The organism is Pseudomonas helleri, from assembly GCF_001043025.1.
In the GTDB taxonomy this organism is placed as follows: Bacteria; Pseudomonadota; Gammaproteobacteria; order Pseudomonadales; family Pseudomonadaceae; genus Aquipseudomonas; species Aquipseudomonas helleri.
The window spans coordinates 392,448-409,878 of sequence record NZ_JYLD01000001.1 but is presented as its reverse complement, the minus strand read 5'-3'; the positions used below and the strand labels follow the sequence as shown (position 1 = coordinate 409,878).

Genomic DNA, 17,431 nt, shown 5'->3' with positions numbered 1-17,431 from the left:
CACAAGTGATCGAAAATCTACGTAACATCGCCATCATCGCCCACGTTGACCATGGTAAAACCACCCTGGTAGACAAACTCTTGCGCCAATCCGGCACTCTGGAGCGCGGCGAGCTCAACGACGAGCGCGTGATGGACTCCAACGACCAGGAGAAAGAGCGCGGTATTACCATTCTGGCGAAAAACACCGCCATCAACTGGAACGGCTACCACATCAACATCGTGGACACCCCGGGCCACGCCGACTTCGGCGGTGAAGTAGAACGCGTAATGTCGATGGTTGACTCCGTTCTGCTGCTGGTTGACGCTCAAGACGGCCCTATGCCGCAAACCCGTTTCGTGACCAAGAAGGCTTTCGAAGCCGGCCTGCGTCCAATCGTGGTTATCAACAAGGTTGACCGTCCGGGCGCGCGTCCTGATTGGGTTCTGGACCAGATCTTCGATCTGTTCGACAACCTGGGTGCTACCGAAGAACAGCTGGACTTCAAAGTGGTTTACGCCTCTGCCCTGAACGGTATTGCTGGTCTTGACCACACCGACATGGCTGAAGACATGACCCCGCTGTACCAGTCGATCGTCGACAACGTACCTGCGCCAGCTGTAGACCGTGACGGTCCGTTCCAGATGCAAATCTCGGCACTGGACTACAACAGCTTCCTGGGCATTATCGGTGTTGGCCGTATCGCTCGTGGTCGCGTCAAGCCGAACACTCCGGTTGTAGCGATCGACGCTGACGGCAAGCGCCGCAACGGTCGTATCCTGAAGCTGATGGGTCACCACGGTCTGCACCGTGTAGACGTTGAAGAAGCTGCAGCAGGCGACATCGTTTGCATCAGCGGTATGGACTCGCTGTTCATCTCTGACACCCTGTGCGACCCGCTGAACGTTGAAGCGATGAAGCCGTTGACCGTTGACGAGCCAACCGTTTCCATGACCTTCCAGGTAAACGACTCGCCATTCTGCGGTAAAGAAGGCAAGTTCGTGACTTCCCGTAACATCAAGGAACGTCTGGACAAAGAGCTGCTGTACAACGTTGCTCTGCGCGTTGAAGAAGGCGACTCGGCTGACAAGTTCAAGGTTTCTGGCCGTGGTGAGCTGCACCTGTCGGTACTGATCGAAACCATGCGTCGTGAAGGCTTCGAAATGGGCGTTGGTCGTCCAGAAGTGATCATCCGTCTGGTTGACGGCGTGAAGCACGAACCGTTCGAAAACGTCACCATCGACCTGCCAGAAGAATCTCAGGGCAAGGTGATGGAAGAGATGGGTCTGCGTAAAGGCGACCTGACCAACATGGTGCCGGATGGTAAAGGCCGTGTTCGTCTGGAATACAACATCCCTGCTCGTGGTCTGATCGGTTTCCGTAACCAGTTCCTGACCCTGACCAACGGTGCTGGCATCCTGACCTCGATCTTCGACCGTTACGACGTGATGAAGTCGGGCCAAATGTCTGGCCGTCAGAACGGCGTTCTGGTTTCGGTTGAAACTGGCAAGGCACTGACCTACTCCCTGGAAACTCTGCAAGCACGCGGCAAGCTGTTTGTTGAGCACGGTCAAGAGATCTACAACGGTCAAATCGTTGGTCTGAACAGCCGTGACACCGACATGGGCGTTAACCCTACCAAGGGCAAGAAGCTCGACAACATGCGTGCTTCGGGTAAAGACGAAACCATCGCTCTGGTTCCGCCTGTTCGCTTCACTCTGGAACAAGCACTGGAATTCATCCAGGACGACGAGCTGTGCGAAGTGACGCCTAAGTCCATCCGTCTTCGTAAGAAGATCCTGGACGAAGGCGAGCGTACCCGCGCTGCTAAAAAGGCCAAAAACTAAGTTAATTAGTTAGCGGTTACAAAAACGCCCCCGACCTTGCGGTCGGGGGCGTTTTTTTATGTCCGGGTTTTGTGTAACGGCTGACATCTAATGTGGGAGCGGGCTTGCTCGCGATGGCATCACCGCGTTGATTGAGCAAAGTCTGCGTTGCCTGCATCGCGAGCAAGCCCGCTCCCACAAAATGGCTTGAGTAAGGTGCTTTAAAAATTCATCAGCCGTTCGCTGCTGTTTTTACGCTCGACGGCTTTGGGCACGTACGCGCAATAGCCTGGGCGCGGGCCTACACGCGGGTGATTGCGGCAGGTGTCGGGGCGTTTGTCGTAGATGGTGCACATGCGCGACTTGCGATCCAGGTACAGGCAATCGTTATTGCTCATGCGCTGCAGGGTGAAAATCCCTGACTTCTGGTTGAAACGCTCAACGATCCCTTCTTTTTGCAGGCGCTTGGCGATGTTCTTCGGCGGGTCGCCCAGCTCGAATTCGTCCACCAGGCCAATGCGGATCAAGTCTTTGACCTTGACCTCAACCGGCAGGGTGCAGCAGCTGGAAATGCAGGAGCCGCACATGGGTGCGGAGTATTTAGCCCAGGTATCGAGACGGTCGATTTCCGCGGCAGCAATCAGGTTGGACTTCATCAGGGGTGTATTCCAGCGTGCATCAGGGCGCGCGATCATACCGGGGTTGATCGCAGAGTGAATCACCATTTGCCGGTTTTTTGTACAAAGTGTGCGTTGAAGCGTTTAGCAGGCGGGGTGCATCGTTTTGGGGCGCTGTTCATTTCGTCTGTTTTTAATAAAAAAAAGCCCGAATCAACGCGCGTTGTTCCTGTCGAACGGTCTAGGCTGACACCACTCGTCCTTCTAATCGCTCCATCCCGCCAGAGGTTGTATCGATGCCCCAGGAACCGCTTGTTCGTGACGCGCAGGTAACGGCTTTTCGTGACGCTGTACTGGCCAAACTGACTTACGCGGTGGGTAAAGACCCGGATCACGCGTTTGACCATGACTGGTTTGAAGCCATTGCTCTGGCCGCCCGCGACCATATGGTCGAGCACTGGATGGACCATACCCGGCAGATTTATCGCAAAGATCAGAAGCGGGTGTACTACCTGTCTCTGGAGTTTTTGATCGGCCGTTTGCTCTACGACAGCCTGAGCAATCTAGGCCTGCTCGACGTCGCACGTGAGGCGTTGACCGAGCTGGGTGTGGACCTGGAGCGCATCCGCCTGCTGGAGCCCGATGCGGCCTTGGGCAACGGCGGCCTGGGCCGACTGGCTGCGTGCTTTATGGAAAGCATGTCGACCTTGGGCGTCGCCGCGCACGGTTATGGCATTCGCTACGAGCACGGGTTGTTCCGCCAGAGCATCGTCGACGGCTGGCAGCAAGAGCAAACCGAAAACTGGCTCGACTTCGGTAACCCCTGGGAGTTTGAGCGCGCCGAGGTGCTGTACTCAGTAGGTTTTGGCGGCTCGGTTGAAACCAAACAGGACGAGCAAGGCCTGTCACGGCAAATCTGGTGGCCCAACGAAACCGTGCGCGCCATCGCCTACGACACGCCGGTGGTCGGCTGGCGCGGGGCGAGCGTCAATACCTTGCGGTTGTGGCGGGCAAGGGCGCTGCATGACTTGAACCTGGGGCGCTTTAACGCCGGCGACCACTTGGGTGCGGTGGCCGAAGTGGTGCGGGCCGAGAGCATCTCGCGCGTGTTGTACCCGGCTGACAGCAACGAGGCTGGCCAAGAGCTGCGCTTGCGTCAGGAGTTCTTCTTTGTTTCGGCCTCGCTGCAAGACTTGCTGCGTCGCCACCTGAACGTCCATGACACCTTGCTCAACCTGGCCGAGCATGTCTCGATCCAGCTCAACGACACGCACCCTTCCATCGCTGTCGCCGAGTTGATGCGCATTCTGGTCGATGAGCACGGCATCGAGTGGCACACCGCCTGGCAGGTCACCGTCGACACGCTGTCGTACACCAACCACACCTTGCTGCCCGAGGCGCTGGAGACCTGGCCGGTGGGCTTGATGGAGCGCCTGCTGCCGCGCCACATGCAGATCATCTACCTGATCAACGGCTACCACATCGACCAACTGCGTGAAAAAGGCATTCACGACTTTGGCGTGCTGCGGGCCGTGTCGCTGATTGAAGAAGACAACGGCCGCCGGGTGCGCATGGGCAATCTGGCGTTTCTCGGCTCGCACAGCGTTAACGGCGTGTCGGGCTTGCACACCCAACTGATGCGCAGCACGGTGTTTGCCGATCTGCACAAGCTGTACCCCGACCGTATCAACAACAAAACCAACGGCGTGACCTTCCGCCGCTGGCTGTTCCAGGCCAACCCGCCGTTGACCGCGATGCTCAAAAACGCGCTGGGCGAAGATGTGCTGGATGAAACTGAACATAAATTGATCAAGCTCGAACCGTTTGCCGAGCGCGCTGACTTCCGCAAACAGTTTGCCGAACAGCGCCTGCAGAGCAAATGCACCCTGGCGGCGCTGATCTACGAGCGGCTGGGTGTTGTGGTCAGCCCTGAAGCGATGTTCGACGTGCAGATCAAACGGATCCATGAGTACAAGCGCCAGTTGCTTAACCTGCTGCACACCGTGGCGCTGTATCAGGCCATTCGGGCCGAGCCGAGTAATAACTGGGTGCCCCGGGTGAAGATCTTCGCGGGCAAGGCGGCGGCCAGTTATACACAGGCCAAACTGATTATTAAGCTGGCCAACGACATCGCCCGCACGGTTAACAGCGACCCCACGGTGCGCGGCCTGCTCAAAGTGGTGTTTATCCCCAACTACAACGTCAGCCTGGCCGAGAACATCATTCCGGCAGCGGACTTGTCCGAGCAAATCTCTACTGCCGGCTACGAGGCGTCGGGCACCAGCAACATGAAGTTCGCCCTCAACGGTGCGTTGACCATCGGCACCATGGACGGTGCCAACGTGGAGATGAGTGAGCGCATCGGCGCTGAAAACATGTTTATTTTTGGCCTGACCTCCGAGCAGGTCGAAGCCCGCAAGCTCAATGGTGAGTTCCACGCCTCGGCGGACGTTGCGGCGTCGCATCGGCTCAATGATGTGCTGCAAGCCATACGCGGCGGGGTTTTTTCCCACGACGACCCGGCGCGTTACACCGGTTTTGTCGACTCCCTGATCGAGTACGACCGCTTTTTGGTGTGTGCCGACTTTGATGCCTACTGGGATGCGCAGATGCGCGTTGAACACCTGTGGCACAACCCGGACGAATGGTGGCGTAAAGCCGTGTTGAATACCGCACGGGCGGGCTGGTTCTCATCGGACCGGACCATTCGAGAATACGCGACCGACATCTGGAAGGCGTTGTAATACCCCTGTAGTCGCTGCCGAAGGCTGCGATCGAGTCCGCAGGGCTCGCGTTTTTAACAACGAAGCCCCTTCGGGCCTTATCGCAGCCTGCGGCAGCGGCTACTGTTTTAAGTTGATTTAAGGGTTCAGCACCGGCCTCTCCGTCGGTTGTGAGTCTGTTTAGAAGATTTGCACGGCAACACGCGTTAAACTGCGCGGGTTTTTTCGCCCCCTCCCCATTGTTCGGAGCCTTACATGTCCCGCGTTACCCTGAGTCGCTATTTGATCGAGCAGACCCGTAGCAACAACACCCCTGCTGATTTGCGTTTCCTCATCGAAGTGGTGGCGCGTGCTTGCAAAGAGATCAGCCACGCCGTGTCCAAAGGCGCCCTGGGCGGTGTTCTGGGCAGCATGGGCACTGAAAACGTGCAAGGTGAAGTGCAGAAGAAACTCGACGTGATTTCTAACGAAATCCTGCTCGAAGCCAACGAATGGGGCGGTCACCTGGCCGGCATGGCGTCCGAAGAAATGGACAATGCCTACCAGATCCCGGGCAAATACCCGAAAGGCGCCTACCTGCTGGTATTCGACCCGCTGGACGGTTCGTCGAACATCGACATCAACGCGCCGGTCGGCACGATCTTCTCGGTACTGCGTTGCCCGAACGAATACCTGAGCCAGAACGAGCCGTTGAATGAAAAGGCCTTCTTGCAGCCAGGCACTCAACAAGTTGCTGCCGGTTATGCCATCTACGGCCCACAGACCATGCTGGTTCTGACCCTGGGCGACGGCGTAAAAGGCTTCACCCTGGACCGCGAAATGGGCAGCTTCGTGCTGACCCACGAAAACATCAGCATTCCTGAAACCACTCAGGAATTCGCCATCAACATGTCCAACCAGCGTCACTGGGAAGCCCCGGTACAGCGCTACGTAGACGAATTGCTGGCTGGCGAAGAAGGCCCGCTGAACAAGAACTACAACATGCGTTGGGTGGCCGCGATGGTCGCTGACGTGCACCGCATCCTGACCCGCGGTGGTCTGTTCATGTACCCGCGCGACAGCCGTGAGCCTTCCAAGCCGGGCAAACTGCGCTTGATGTATGAAGCTAACCCTATGTCGTTCCTCGTGGAGCAGGCGGGCGGCGCGTCGACTGACGGCCATCAGCGCATCCTCGACATCCAGCCAGAAGGCCTGCACCAGCGCGTAGCGGTGTTCCTGGGCTCGAAAGAAGAAGTAGCGCGCGTGACCTCGTACCACAAAGCGTAAAACCCTGGCTGCACCCGACAATCCCTGTGGGAGCGGGCTTGCTCGCGATGACATCGACACGGTCTATTCGTTAGACCGAGTTGTATGCATCGCGAGCAAGCCCGCTCCCACAGTCGTTTTTACTCACGGGAACCACCCCGCGCTTTTCTCTTCTAAGCTTGCAGCAGGCAGCGATGCCGATTCTTTTATTCAGGAGCTTTTCCATGAAGTTGCGTTCATTGGCGTTGTTGTCGTTCTGTGTGTTGCTGGCGGCTTGCAGCAAGGTCAATCAAGAAAACTACTCCAAACTGTCGGCGGGCATGACCAAGGCCGAGGTGGAACAACTGCTGGGTGGCCCTACCGATTGCTCGGGTGCGTTGGGTATGTCGAGCTGCACCTGGGGCGATAAGAACAGCTTTATCAGCGTGCAATACGCCGGTGACAAAGTGCTGATGTTCTCGGGGCAGGGCCTTAAATAAAGCGCAGGGAGCGTTTGCGATGAAACGTCTTTTAGTTTGCCTCGGGGCTGCCTGGTTATTGGCCGGGTGCTCGACATCTAACAACGACGCGCTGGCACCGAACACGGTGGGTAGCGTCGACTTACAGCGCTATCAGGGCACGTGGTATGAGCAGGCGCGATTGCCGATGTTCTTCCAGCGTAACTGCGCGCAATCCGAGGCTCAGTACACGCTCAAACCTGACGGCAATGTCGCGGTGTTGAACCGTTGCCGAACGGCAGAAGGCAAGTGGGAAGAGGCCAAGGGCACCGCCAGCCCGCAAGTGCCGGGCAAAACCGACAAGCTGTGGGTCGAGTTCGATAACTGGATGTCCAGGCTGTTACCGGGCGCGACCAAGGGCGATTACTGGGTGTTGTACTTGGGGGATGGCTACAGCACTGCGCTGGTCGGCAACCCGGACCGGCGCTACCTGTGGCTGCTGTCGCGCAAGCCGCAGATCGACCAGCAAACCCGCGACGAACTGCTCGGCAAGGCTCAGCAGCAGGGTTATGACACCACCCGCCTGATCTGGCGAACACCCGACGCGGACATGCCAAAAGAGTAAAACCTTCTGTAGGAGCGAGCTTGCCTCGCGATCTTTTGATCTTCTAAAAGATCGCGAGGCAAGCTCGCTCCTACAGGGTCTAAGGCTTAGGCGCGCAGCAGGGTTTTCCAGGCGCGGTTCTGGTACACGGCAATGGCTTGTTGCTTGCGCGCGTTGAGCAGCAGGTCATTGCTCTCGGCGTCGTCAGTGATTGGCAAGTTCGCCAATTCTTGCAACTTGTTCATCTCGCCGTACAAGCGATCCACTTCCGGGATCTCCAGCACGCCACGCGCCAGGCGCAACCAGGCCTGAATACGCTCAATGCGTGGCAGTTGCTCGGCCAAGTCTTCTGGCTGCTGCTGGTAGCGGTTCAGACGCAGCGCAATGGCCTCGTCCGACAGCAGGCGTGGCAGCCAGCTGGCCAATTGTGCAGCGCCCTGGCGGTTGCCACGGGTGGTGCCACGGTCGATGGTCCAACTGCGGGCCAGCAGCCAGCGTGAGGTGTTCAGCGAGAACTGGCCCCAGCGCGGGTCTTCCAGTTCTTCGAGGAACTGCTCAGGGGCAGCTTTACGCACGTCTTCATCGTCCTGGCCGATTTGTACAATCGGGCGCCAGTCTTCAAGCAGGGCATCCAGCTCGGCCCGCAGGGTGTGGGTCGATTGGCGCGGGGCGGCCTGGCCGAGGCTGCTGACCAGTGCACGCAGGTCAATCAACTGGTGCAGCCAGTCTTGCAGCAAGCGCCAGTGGCCATTGAAGCGGTATTGCTCAGCCAAGCGCTGGCTGTTGCCCAGCAGGTGCCAGGCCAACGCGGCAAAGGCGTCGTCCAGCGGCGTTTCCGGGGTCAACTCAGGGGCAGGCAGGGTGACGGTGTAGCTGTTGGCTTCGAACAGGCGGTAGCCGCGCTCAGCCTTGCTGATGTCGCATGGCATCAGTGGCAGTTTTTCAGCCAGTTCGGCGGCCAGCTCCAACAAGGCGGCCGGCTCGCCTTCGCGCAGTTCGAGTTCCAGCTCGCAGATTTCTTCTTTCTGCTTGCCGGCAATCACGTGGCCCAGGTCCAGCGCGGCTTCGATCACGACCTTGGCTTTGCCACGGCCCCACGAGATTTCAGCGCGCTCGCGAACGAAATCGGTGGTGAAGATCGGCTTCAGGGTTTTTTTGTCCAGCTCGGCCAGTTCGTCAGGCCAGCATTCGCCTTCGAGCTTTTTGATGTCGAGCTTGGCTTTGGGCAAGTGCCAGTCGTATTCGTTGCGCTCCGACAGCCCGGCAATGCTTTGGCCGCGGGTCTTGAGGGTTTGAATCACCTCTTCGCCATCGCGGCGCAGGCGCAGGGCAACCTTGGCCTTGGCCAGATCGCGCTCAGGCGTGTCGAAGTACTGGTTTAACAACTCACGGCTTTCCCAGCCACTTTTGTTGCGTTTTTTCAGCAAAGGGTGCTCGCGCAAGGCGGCGAGGGTTTCTCGGCTGACGCGGAGCTTGATTTCGGTTTCTTTTTGCATGGCCGGAAAATCCAGGAACGGTGCGCAGCCGGGGAAAGTGTGGCTGCCAAGGCCGTGCAGTGTACAGGACTCACCGCCCCGGCGCGTCGCGCGGGTTTATTCTGTGGCGCAGATGGCTCTATGATGGGCCTCGCCCAGCCAACAGGAAGCCAGCGCATGCCCTTACCGTCCCTCAAAGAGCAATTCGCTGCGTTGATCGGCACGCCGTCGGTCAGTTGTACTCAGCCCCATCTGGATCAGTCCAACCGCGCCGTGATCGATTTGCTGGCCACGTGGCTGGGTGAGTTGGGTTTCAGTTGCGATATCCAGCAGGTCAGCCCTGGCAAGTTCAACTTGCTTGCCAGTTTCGGCAGCGGCCCCGGCGGTCTGGTACTGGCCGGCCACAGCGACACGGTGCCGTATGACGAAGCCCTGTGGCAGACCGATCCGCTCAAGTTGACCGAAGTGGACAATCGCTGGGTAGGCCTGGGCAGTTGCGACATGAAGGGCTTTTTCGCCTTGATCATCGAAGCCGTGCGCCCGCTGCTGGACCAACCGTTCAAGCAGCCGCTGCTGATTCTGGCCACCTGCGACGAAGAAACCTCCATGGCCGGTGCGCGTGCGCTGGTCGAGGCCGGGCGGCCGCTGGGGCGTGCCGCGGTGATTGGTGAACCGACCGGGCTCAAACCCATCCGCATGCACAAAGGCGTGATGATGGAGCGCATCGATATTTTGGGGCGCAGCGGCCACTCATCGGACCCAAGCCTGGGCCACAGCGCGCTGGACGCCATGCACGACGCGATCACCGAGCTTAAAGGGCTGCGCCAGCAATGGCTGAACGAGTACCGCAACCCGCAGTTCAGTGTGCCGCAACCGACCCTCAACTTTGGCTGCATCCATGGTGGCGACAACCCGAACCGGATTTGTGGCCAATGTTCGCTGGAATTCGACCTGCGGCCTTTGCCAGGCATGGACCCGGCGCTGTTGCGTTCAATCATTCGCAGCAAACTCGATCCGTTGGCCGAGCGCCATCAGGTCAAAATCGACTTTGCCCCGATTGCGGCGGGTGTGGCGCCGTTCGAGCAGGCGGCTGACAGCGAACTGGTGCGCGTGGCCGAGCGGCTCACCGGGCATCGCGCCGAAGCAGTAGCGTTTGGCACCGAAGCACCTTATCTTCAGCAACTTGGCTGCGAGACCATCGTGTTGGGCCCAGGTGACATCACCTGCGCGCATCAGCCCGGTGAACACCTCGAAATGTCACGTTTGCAGCCGACAGTGCGTCTATTAAGCCAACTGATCGAACATTATTGCCTGACCCCGGCCCAGTAAATGGCCGCAGGCCCGACCCGTATACACAAGGAGAGCACGCGTGTTGCCAAGTTTGTTTCGACGATAACTACCAGCCTGCTGTGCGTTTGCTGTTTTTGCCCTTTTTAGGCGGCTCATTTTTTACAGGCTTTGGTTATGCACGATTACGTTAACTGGCTGCGTCATGCTTCCCCTTACATCAATGCTCACCGCGACTGCACCTTTGTCGTCATGCTCCCTGGCGACGGTGTAGCGCACCCCAACTTTGGCAACATCGTCCACGACCTGGTGCTGCTGCACAGCCTCGGCGTGCGGCTGGTGCTGGTTCATGGCTCGCGCCCGCAAATCGAAAGCCGCCTTGAAGCCCGTGGTTTGCAACCGCATTACCACAAAGGCATGCGCATCACCGATGCTGCGACGCTGGAGTGCGTGATGGACGCCGTGGGCCAATTGCGCATCGCAATTGAAGCGCGCTTGTCCATGGACATGGCCTCATCGCCCATGCAGGGCTCGCGTTTGCGCGTGGCCAGCGGCAACCTGGTGACCGCACGGCCGATTGGCGTGCTCGATGGCGTGGACTACCACCACACCGGCGAAGTGCGCCGGGTCGACCGCAAGGGCATCAACCGCCTGCTGGACGAGCGCTCCATCGTGCTGCTGTCGCCCTTGGGCTACTCGCCCACCGGCGAAACCTTCAATCTGGCCTGCGAAGACGTCGCCACCCGCGCCGCCATTGACCTGGGCGCTGACAAACTGCTGCTGTTTGGCGCTGAGTCCGGGTTGCTCGATGAACAAGGGCGGTTGGTGCGTGAGTTGCGGCCACAGCAAATCCCGGCGCACATGAAGCGACTGGGCAGCGATTACCAGGCGGAATTGCTTGAAGCGGCTGCCGAGGCGTGCAGCGGTGGTGTGGCCCGCAGCCACATCGTCAGCTATGCCGAAGACGGTGCGCTGCTGACCGAACTGTTTACCCGCCACGGCGGCGGCACCCTGGTTGCCCAGGAACAATTCGAAGTCACCCGCGAAGCGGCGATTGAAGACGTGGGCGGTTTGCTGGACCTGATCAGCCCGCTGGAAGAGCAGGGCATCTTGGTGCGCCGTTCACGGGAAGTGCTGGAGCGTGAAATCGAGCAATTCAGCGTGGTTGAGCGTGAAGGCATGATCATCGCCTGCGCGGCGCTGTATCAGATTGCGGATTCGGATGCCGGTGAACTGGCGTGCTTGGCGGTCAACCCGGAGTACCGTCATGGCCGTCGGGGTGATGAGTTGCTGGAGCGCATCGAAAGCCGTGCACGGGCGCAGGGGCTGAAAACCCTGTTCGTCCTCACGACACGCACGGCTCACTGGTTCCGCGAGCGCGGCTTTGAACCCAGCAGCGTCGAACGCCTGCCAGCAGCGCGGGCGTCGCTGTACAACTTCCAGCGCAACTCCAAGATCTTTGAAAAGGCGCTGTAAAACATACAAGGCCTGTAGCCGCTGACGAGGCACGAAGGCTGCGATGGGTTGCGAAGCGACCCTGGACGGCGGTCCTGCGGCCCGCATCGCAGCCTTCGTGCCTCGACAGCGACTACAGAGTCGCTGTGTCGCTGTGTCGCTGTGTCGCCTTAGTTACTGATCGCCAAAATACTCGCCTGGTACGAGGCCACGAACAGGTCGAAATCACCTTCTTCGATTTTCTCGGTCTCGGCTTGTTCGAGTAGCGATTGCTTGGCTTTGGCTTCGAAGGCTGCCTGGTCTTCCTGGCTCAGCGGGGTGTCGCGGAAGTACTCCGCGTGGGCCTGGCTCTGGCGCATCGAAAACTGGGCGAAGCTTTCTTTGTGTTCAGTCATGCTGGCCAACACTTTGGCCGACGGGGTCAGGGACACGTCCTTAACCTTGGCAAACTGATCGTCCAGCGCCTTGCTGTGGGCGTCGCCGCCATGCACTTGGTCCAGTAACGCCGCTACCGGGGCGATTTTTTCCAGCAGTTCTGCCGCCCACTCTTTCAGTTCGACCGCTTGGCCCTGACGCTGCAATTGCAGGCCCGGACGGCGACCTTCTTTGACCACGCTCAAGAAGTTGGAAGTGCAGTTGCCGCATTCGCTGCTCTCGAACTGCGGGCTCTCTTGCAGTGCGCAATACAGCAGGAAGGCGTCCAGGAAGCGCGCTTGCGGCAGGTCGATGCCCACCGGCAGGAACGGGTTGATGTCCAGCAGGCGCACTTCAACGTACTGCACGCCACGGGCCACCAGGGCCTGGATCGGGCGCTCGCCGGTGTAGGTCACGCGCTTGGGGCGAATGTTGGAGTAGTACTCGTTTTCGATTTGCAGAATGTTGGTGTTCAGTTGCACCCATTCGCCATCTTTGTGCGTACCGATCTCGACATACGGCGGGTACGGCGTCGCCACGGCCTTGCGCAGGCTGTCGATGTAGCTGTCGAGGTTGTTGTAGCAAGGCGTGAGGCCCGCCTGGGCGTTGCTCTGGTAACCCAGGTCGCTCATGCGCAGGCTGGTGGCGAACGGCAGGTACAGCGTGTCGGCATCCAGTTGCTCCAACTGGTGCGAACGGCCGCGCAAGAAGCCGGCATCCAGCGCAGGTGAGGCGCCAAACAAGTACATCAGCAACCAGCTGTAACGGCGGAAGTTACGAATCAGCGCGATGTAGGCGTCCGACTGGTAATCACGGTCGGTACCGACAAAGCCCTCTGCTTGCTTGAGCACCGGCCACAGGGCTTCAGGCAGGCTGAAGTTGTAGTGGATCCCGGCGATGCACTGCATGGTCTTGCCGTAACGCAGAGCCAGGCCTTTGCGGTACACGTACTTGAGCTGACCGATGTTGGACGTGCCGTAGTAGGCAATCGGGATGTCTTCTTCAGCCGGCAACGGGCACGGCATCGAAGGGCTCCACAGGAACTCGTTACCAAGTTTGCTGTAGGCAAAACGGTGAATCTTGTCGAGGCTGGCCAGCGTGTCCGCAGGGTCGGGCAGGGCCGGGGTAATGAACTCCAGCAGCGACTCGGAATAGTCTGTGGTGATTTGGTCGTTGGTCAGCGCCGACCCCAGTTCTTCAGGATGCGGGGTCTGCGCCAGTCGTGCATCGGCCGTTACGCGCAGGCATTCGCGCTCGATACCATGCAGGCACTGCTCGAGCAAAGAGAGGTGTGTGCGCTCGCCAAGTAAGTTCAGGCGGCGGTTGAGAAGTTCGCTCAAGTTAGATTCCTTCACGCGTCAGTCGCCCCAATATGGGGGTGGTCAGGACGGTCTACAAGGGTGAAGTTATACCGGCGTGGTCGCCTGGCTTTGTAGGGGTGATGCTCAGCCCCGTCCCTGTTTCGGTATTACGGCGCTCCGAGCGCATTTCGGCACTGCTTTCACAGTGCCGAAATTAACTCAAATGACCTGATGACCGCTACAGGACAGCGAACGTGCCTTGTGCTTTAGCGACCAGTTTGTCGCCTTGCATGACGTCCGCTTCGACGACAAACGTCCGTCGGCCGGGGTGGATGACCTTGGCGATGCACAGCACATCGCCATCGGAAACGGAGCGCAAGTAGTTGATCTTGCACTCGATCGTCACGCTTTGGCGGTCAAAACCATGGGCGCCGGAACAGGCCAGCCCCATGGTGATGTCGACCAGGCTGAAAATCACCCCACCGTGCATTTTGCCGCCACGGTTGCGCAACTGCGGCTCAAGGCTAAGCGCGACGTGCGCAATGCCATCTTCCACCGACTCGACGCGGCAGCCGATCAACTCGCTGAACGCGCTTTGGGTCAAACCCTCAGGCAGCGTCATTAGCGTTTCTTCAGCTGTTTGGCATTGGCGAACAGCGAAGCCATTGCGTTGTTGGCCGGGGCAGCGGCGACTGTTTCCTTGCGTGGGGCCGAGTGTTGCTGACGAGGCGCCGAACCTGGGCGGGCACCGCGCGCGCCGTCGATTTTCTCGCCGGGGGTATCGCTCATGCGCATCGACAGGCCAACGCGTTTGCGCGGGATGTCGACTTCCATGACCTTGACCTTGACCACGTCACCGGCTTTAACGGCTTCACGCGGGTCTTTGATGAACTTCTCGGACAAGGCCGAGATGTGCACCAAACCGTCCTGATGCACGCCGATATCGACGAACGCACCGAAGTTGGTCACGTTGGTGACCACGCCTTCGAGGATCATCCCCAGCTCCAGGTCTTTAAGGTCTTCAACCCCTTCCTGGAACTCTGCCGTCTTGAACTCGGGACGCGGGTCGCGGCCGGGCTTTTCCAGCTCTTGCAGGATGTCGGTGACGGTCGGCAGGCCGAAGGTTTCGTCGGTGAATTTCTTCGGGTCCAGACGCTTGAGGAAGCCGGCGTCGCCGATCAGCGAGCGAATGTCACGCTCGGTGTCCGAGGCGATGCGCTTGACCAGCGGGTAGGCTTCCGGGTGAACGGCTGAGGCGTCGAGCGGGTTGTCACCGTTCATGACGCGCAAGAAACCGGCGGCCTGTTCGAAGGTTTTTTCGCCCAGACGGCTGACTTTTTTCAGCGCCGCACGGGTTTTGAAGGCGCCGTTTTCATCGCGGTGGGCCACGATGTTTTGCGCCAGGGTGGCGTTAAGGCCGGAAATACGCGCCAGCAGCGCGACCGAGGCGGTGTTCACGTCCACGCCCACGGCGTTTACGCAGTCCTCGACCACGGCGTCCAGGCCGCGTGCCAGTTTGAGCTGGGACACGTCGTGCTGGTATTGGCCGACACCAATGGATTTAGGGTCGATTTTCACCAGCTCGGCCAGCGGATCTTGCAGGCGGCGGGCGATCGACACGGCGCCACGGATCGACACGTCGAGGTCCGGGAATTCCTTGGCGGCCAGTTCAGAGGCCGAGTACACCGATGCACCGGCTTCGGACACCATCACTTTGGTGACTTTCAGGGCCGGGTATTTTTTGATCAGCTCAAGGGCCAACTTGTCGCTTTCGCGGCTGGCGGTGCCGTTGCCGATGGCGATCAGCTCAACCGAATGCTTGGCGCACAGGGCGGCCATGATCGCGATGGTCTGATCCCACTTGTTGTGCGGCACGTGCGGGTACACCGTGGCGTGCTCAAGCAGTTTGCCGGTGGCATCGACCACGGCGATCTTGCAGCCGGTGCGCAGGCCCGGGTCCAGGCCCAGCGTGGCACGCGGGCCAGCAGGGGCGGCCAGCAACAGGTCGTGCAGGTTGTGGGCAAACACGTTGATCGCTTCGGTTTCTGCGGCGTCGCGCAGTTCACCCAGCAGGTCGGTTTCGAGGTGAGTGTAGAGCTTGACCTTCCAGGTCCAGCGCACCACTTCGCTCAGCCATTTGTCTGCCGGGCGGTTTTGGTTTTCCAGGCCGAAGCGCTGGGCAATCATCATTTCGCCAGGGTGCATGGTGCCGGGCAGTTCTTCACCGACCTTGAGCGACGAGCTGAGGATGCCTTCGTTGCGGCCCCGGAAAATCGCCAGCGCGCGGTGTGACGGCATGCTTTTGAGCGGTTCGTCGTGTTCGAAGTAATCGCGGAACTTGGCGCCTTCTTCCTCTTTGCCAGCGATAACGCGGGCGCTGAGGGTGGCTTCCTGCTTCAAGAAGCTGCGCAGTTTATCCAGCAGGCTGGCGTCTTCGGCGAAGCGCTCCATGAGGATGTACTTGGCGCCATCGAGGGCAGCCTTGACGTCTGCCACGCCTTTTTCGGCGTCAACAAAACGTGCGGCTTCGGTGTCCGGGCTGAGGTTGGGGTCGTTGAACAGGCCGTCAGCCAGTTCGCCGAGACCGGCTTCCAGGGCGATCTGGCCCTTGGTGCGGCGCTTTTGCTTGTAAGGCAGATACAAGTCTTCGAGGCGGGTCTTGGTGTCGGCCAGCTTGATGTCGCGGGCCAGCTCAGGCGTCAATTTGCCTTGTTCTTCGATGCTGGCGAGGATGCTGATACGCCGTTCGTCGAGTTCACGCAGGTAGCGCAAGCGTTCTTCCAGATGACGTAACTGGGTGTCATCCAGGCTGCCTGTCACTTCCTTACGGTAGCGAGAGATGAAGGGTACGGTGGAGCCTTCATCCAGAAGAGCGACGGCCGCTTCGACCTGCTGCGGGCGCACGCCAAGTTCTTCGGCGATGCGGCTGTTGATGCTGTCCATAAAACCACCTGACAAATTGTGATGCAGGCTCGCAGGCCCGGGCTGTAAGGCTTGCGAGACTGGTTGAGCGGCCCGAAGGGCGCCGCTACCTGGGCCAAAAGGGCAGCCTGTTGACCCGTGAAATCAGCAAATTACGGCAGGCATTGAAAAAATAAATCCTGGCGCAATGTTTGAAAAACCGAGATTGCCTGACACAAAAGGCGGCGCATTATAACCAGCGTTCCCGGATTCAGGGGATTGCGCACTTCACCCGCTATACTCGGCGCACTGGCCGTGAAGGAAAAATCTGCTAACAATGCACACGATGCGTATAACAGCAGCTAAGCCATAATGCGCGCCGAGATCACAGGAGCATCTAATGAGCAGCACTGCACAAACGGCTGAAGGCGAAAAAATTCTTATCGTTGATGACGATCCAGGGCTGAGCAGCCTGCTGGAGCGTTTCTTCGTCAGCAAGGGCTACCGCGCCCGCGCTGTGCCGAACGTCGAGCAAATGGACCGTTTGCTGGCTCGTGAGGTATTTAACCTGGTAGTACTGGACCTGATGCTGCCCGGCGAAGACGGGCTGTCTGCGTGCCGTCGACTGCGTGCAGGCAACAACCAGATACCGATCATCATGCTGACGGCCAAAGGCGACGAACTGAGCCGTATCAAAGGGCTTGAACTGGGGGCCGACGATTATCTGTCCAAACCCTTCAACCCTGACGAACTGATGGCTCGGGTAAAGGCAGTTCTGCGCCGCCAGGCCTCGCCTGTACCGGGGGCTCCGGGCAGCGAAGACGAAAGCGTCACCTTTGGTGATTACGAGTTATCCCTGGCCACGCGCGAGCTCAAGCGTGGCGATGAAGTACACATGCTCACCACCGGTGAGTTTGCCGTACTCAAGGCGTTGGTCATGCATGCGCGCGAGCCGTTGACCCGCGACAAGCTGATGAACCTGGCCCGTGGCCGTGAGTGGGATGCACTGGAGCGTTCAATCGACGTTCAAATCTCCCGCCTGCGCCGCATGATCGAGCCGGACCCTTCCAAACCGCGCTACATCCAGACGGTCTGGGGTGTCGGTTATGTGTTCGTGCCGGATGGCAACGCAACCAAGTGATGTCGCCTGTGCAGGCGCGAGTCACC

Annotated in this window: 13 protein-coding genes; 8 read left to right on the top strand and 5 right to left on the bottom strand. The window is 59.3% G+C overall.

What is annotated here, in order from left to right:
- Positions 1-5 precede the first annotated feature (5 nt).
- Positions 6-1,826, top strand: coding sequence for a translational GTPase TypA (typA, locus tag TU84_RS01755; protein WP_048366775.1), 1,821 nt, complete (start codon positions 6-8; stop codon positions 1,824-1,826).
- A 200-nt stretch (positions 1,827-2,026) separates the two neighbouring features.
- On the opposite strand, the gene TU84_RS01750 is transcribed toward typA, so the two are convergent.
- Positions 2,027-2,464 (bottom strand): YkgJ family cysteine cluster protein, encoded by a 438-nt coding sequence (locus TU84_RS01750; protein WP_048366966.1) that lies wholly within the window; start codon positions 2,462-2,464, stop codon positions 2,027-2,029.
- Between the two features lie 254 nt (positions 2,465-2,718).
- Between TU84_RS01750 and TU84_RS01745 the strand changes: the two genes are divergently transcribed.
- From TU84_RS01745 to TU84_RS01730, 4 genes are all read left to right on the top strand, one after another.
- On the top strand, positions 2,719-5,166 hold the full coding sequence (locus TU84_RS01745) for a glycogen/starch/alpha-glucan phosphorylase (protein ID WP_048366774.1): 2,448 nt from the start codon (positions 2,719-2,721) through the stop codon (positions 5,164-5,166).
- Between the two features lie 234 nt (positions 5,167-5,400).
- Complete coding sequence (locus tag TU84_RS01740; RefSeq protein WP_048366773.1) at positions 5,401-6,411, top strand: class 1 fructose-bisphosphatase; 1,011 nt, start codon at positions 5,401-5,403, stop codon at positions 6,409-6,411.
- 203 nt (positions 6,412-6,614) lie between these two features.
- Entirely contained in the window at positions 6,615-6,869 is a 255-nt protein-coding gene (gene bamE / locus TU84_RS01735; RefSeq protein ID WP_048366772.1) for an outer membrane protein assembly factor BamE domain-containing protein, read from the top strand.
- 19 nt (positions 6,870-6,888) lie between these two features.
- Positions 6,889-7,452 carry a lipocalin family protein gene (locus TU84_RS01730; RefSeq protein WP_048366771.1) on the top strand — a complete coding sequence of 188 codons (564 nt, stop codon included), beginning with the start codon at positions 6,889-6,891 and terminating at the stop codon, positions 7,450-7,452.
- An 86-nt stretch (positions 7,453-7,538) separates the two neighbouring features.
- On the opposite strand, the gene TU84_RS01725 is transcribed toward TU84_RS01730, so the two are convergent.
- Positions 7,539-8,927: a CYTH domain-containing protein gene (locus TU84_RS01725; RefSeq protein ID WP_048366770.1), complete on the bottom strand. Its 1,389-nt coding sequence runs from the start codon at positions 8,925-8,927 to the stop codon at positions 7,539-7,541.
- Between the two features lie 156 nt (positions 8,928-9,083).
- Here TU84_RS01725 and argE point away from each other — a divergent pair, with 156 nt between their 5' ends.
- Together argE and argA are read left to right on the top strand one after the other, a co-directional pair.
- Positions 9,084-10,235 carry an acetylornithine deacetylase gene (gene argE / locus TU84_RS01720; RefSeq protein WP_048366769.1) on the top strand — a complete coding sequence of 384 codons (1,152 nt, stop codon included), beginning with the start codon at positions 9,084-9,086 and terminating at the stop codon, positions 10,233-10,235.
- A gap of 135 nt (positions 10,236-10,370) precedes the next feature.
- Entirely contained in the window at positions 10,371-11,669 is a 1,299-nt protein-coding gene (gene argA, locus TU84_RS01715; RefSeq protein WP_048366768.1) for an amino-acid N-acetyltransferase, read from the top strand.
- Between the two features lie 149 nt (positions 11,670-11,818).
- Here argA and gshA read toward each other — a convergent pair whose 3' ends face one another.
- The 3 genes from gshA to TU84_RS01700 all read right to left on the bottom strand — a co-directional run bounded on the left by gshA (position 11,819) and on the right by TU84_RS01700 (position 16,306).
- A complete protein-coding gene (gene gshA, locus TU84_RS01710) occupies positions 11,819-13,402 on the bottom strand; it encodes a glutamate--cysteine ligase (protein WP_048366767.1) in 1,584 nt (527 codons plus the stop codon).
- A gap of 199 nt (positions 13,403-13,601) precedes the next feature.
- The gene (locus TU84_RS01705) at positions 13,602-13,985 is read right to left on the bottom strand and encodes a PaaI family thioesterase (RefSeq protein ID WP_048366766.1); all 384 of its coding nucleotides are present in this window, start codon (positions 13,983-13,985) and stop codon (positions 13,602-13,604) included.
- A complete protein-coding gene (locus tag TU84_RS01700; RefSeq protein WP_048366765.1) occupies positions 13,985-16,306 on the bottom strand; it encodes a Tex family protein in 2,322 nt (773 codons plus the stop codon). The genes TU84_RS01705 and TU84_RS01700 overlap by 1 nt, the downstream gene beginning before the upstream one ends.
- A gap of 358 nt (positions 16,307-16,664) precedes the next feature.
- On the opposite strand from TU84_RS01700, the gene ompR reads away from it, so the two are divergent.
- Positions 16,665-17,405 (top strand): osmolarity response regulator transcription factor OmpR, encoded by a 741-nt coding sequence (ompR, locus tag TU84_RS01695; RefSeq protein WP_048366764.1) that lies wholly within the window; start codon positions 16,665-16,667, stop codon positions 17,403-17,405.
- Positions 17,406-17,431: the final 26 nt, after the last annotated feature.

Coding starts and splice junctions, on each gene's coding strand:
- TU84_RS01745 (WP_048366774.1), top strand. CDS start 2,719: ATGCCCCAGGAACCGCTTGTTCGTGACGCGCAGGTAACGGCTTTTCGT.
- TU84_RS01740 (WP_048366773.1), top strand. CDS start 5,401: ATGTCCCGCGTTACCCTGAGTCGCTATTTGATCGAGCAGACCCGTAGC.
- bamE (WP_048366772.1), top strand. CDS start 6,615: ATGAAGTTGCGTTCATTGGCGTTGTTGTCGTTCTGTGTGTTGCTGGCG.
- TU84_RS01730 (WP_048366771.1), top strand. CDS start 6,889: ATGAAACGTCTTTTAGTTTGCCTCGGGGCTGCCTGGTTATTGGCCGGG.
- TU84_RS01725 (WP_048366770.1), bottom strand. CDS start 8,927: ATGCAAAAAGAAACCGAAATCAAGCTCCGCGTCAGCCGAGAAACCCTC.
- argE (WP_048366769.1), top strand. CDS start 9,084: ATGCCCTTACCGTCCCTCAAAGAGCAATTCGCTGCGTTGATCGGCACG.
- argA (WP_048366768.1), top strand. CDS start 10,371: ATGCACGATTACGTTAACTGGCTGCGTCATGCTTCCCCTTACATCAAT.
- TU84_RS01705 (WP_048366766.1), bottom strand. CDS start 13,985: ATGACGCTGCCTGAGGGTTTGACCCAAAGCGCGTTCAGCGAGTTGATC.
- TU84_RS01700 (WP_048366765.1), bottom strand. CDS start 16,306: ATGGACAGCATCAACAGCCGCATCGCCGAAGAACTTGGCGTGCGCCCG.
- ompR (WP_048366764.1), top strand. CDS start 16,665: ATGAGCAGCACTGCACAAACGGCTGAAGGCGAAAAAATTCTTATCGTT.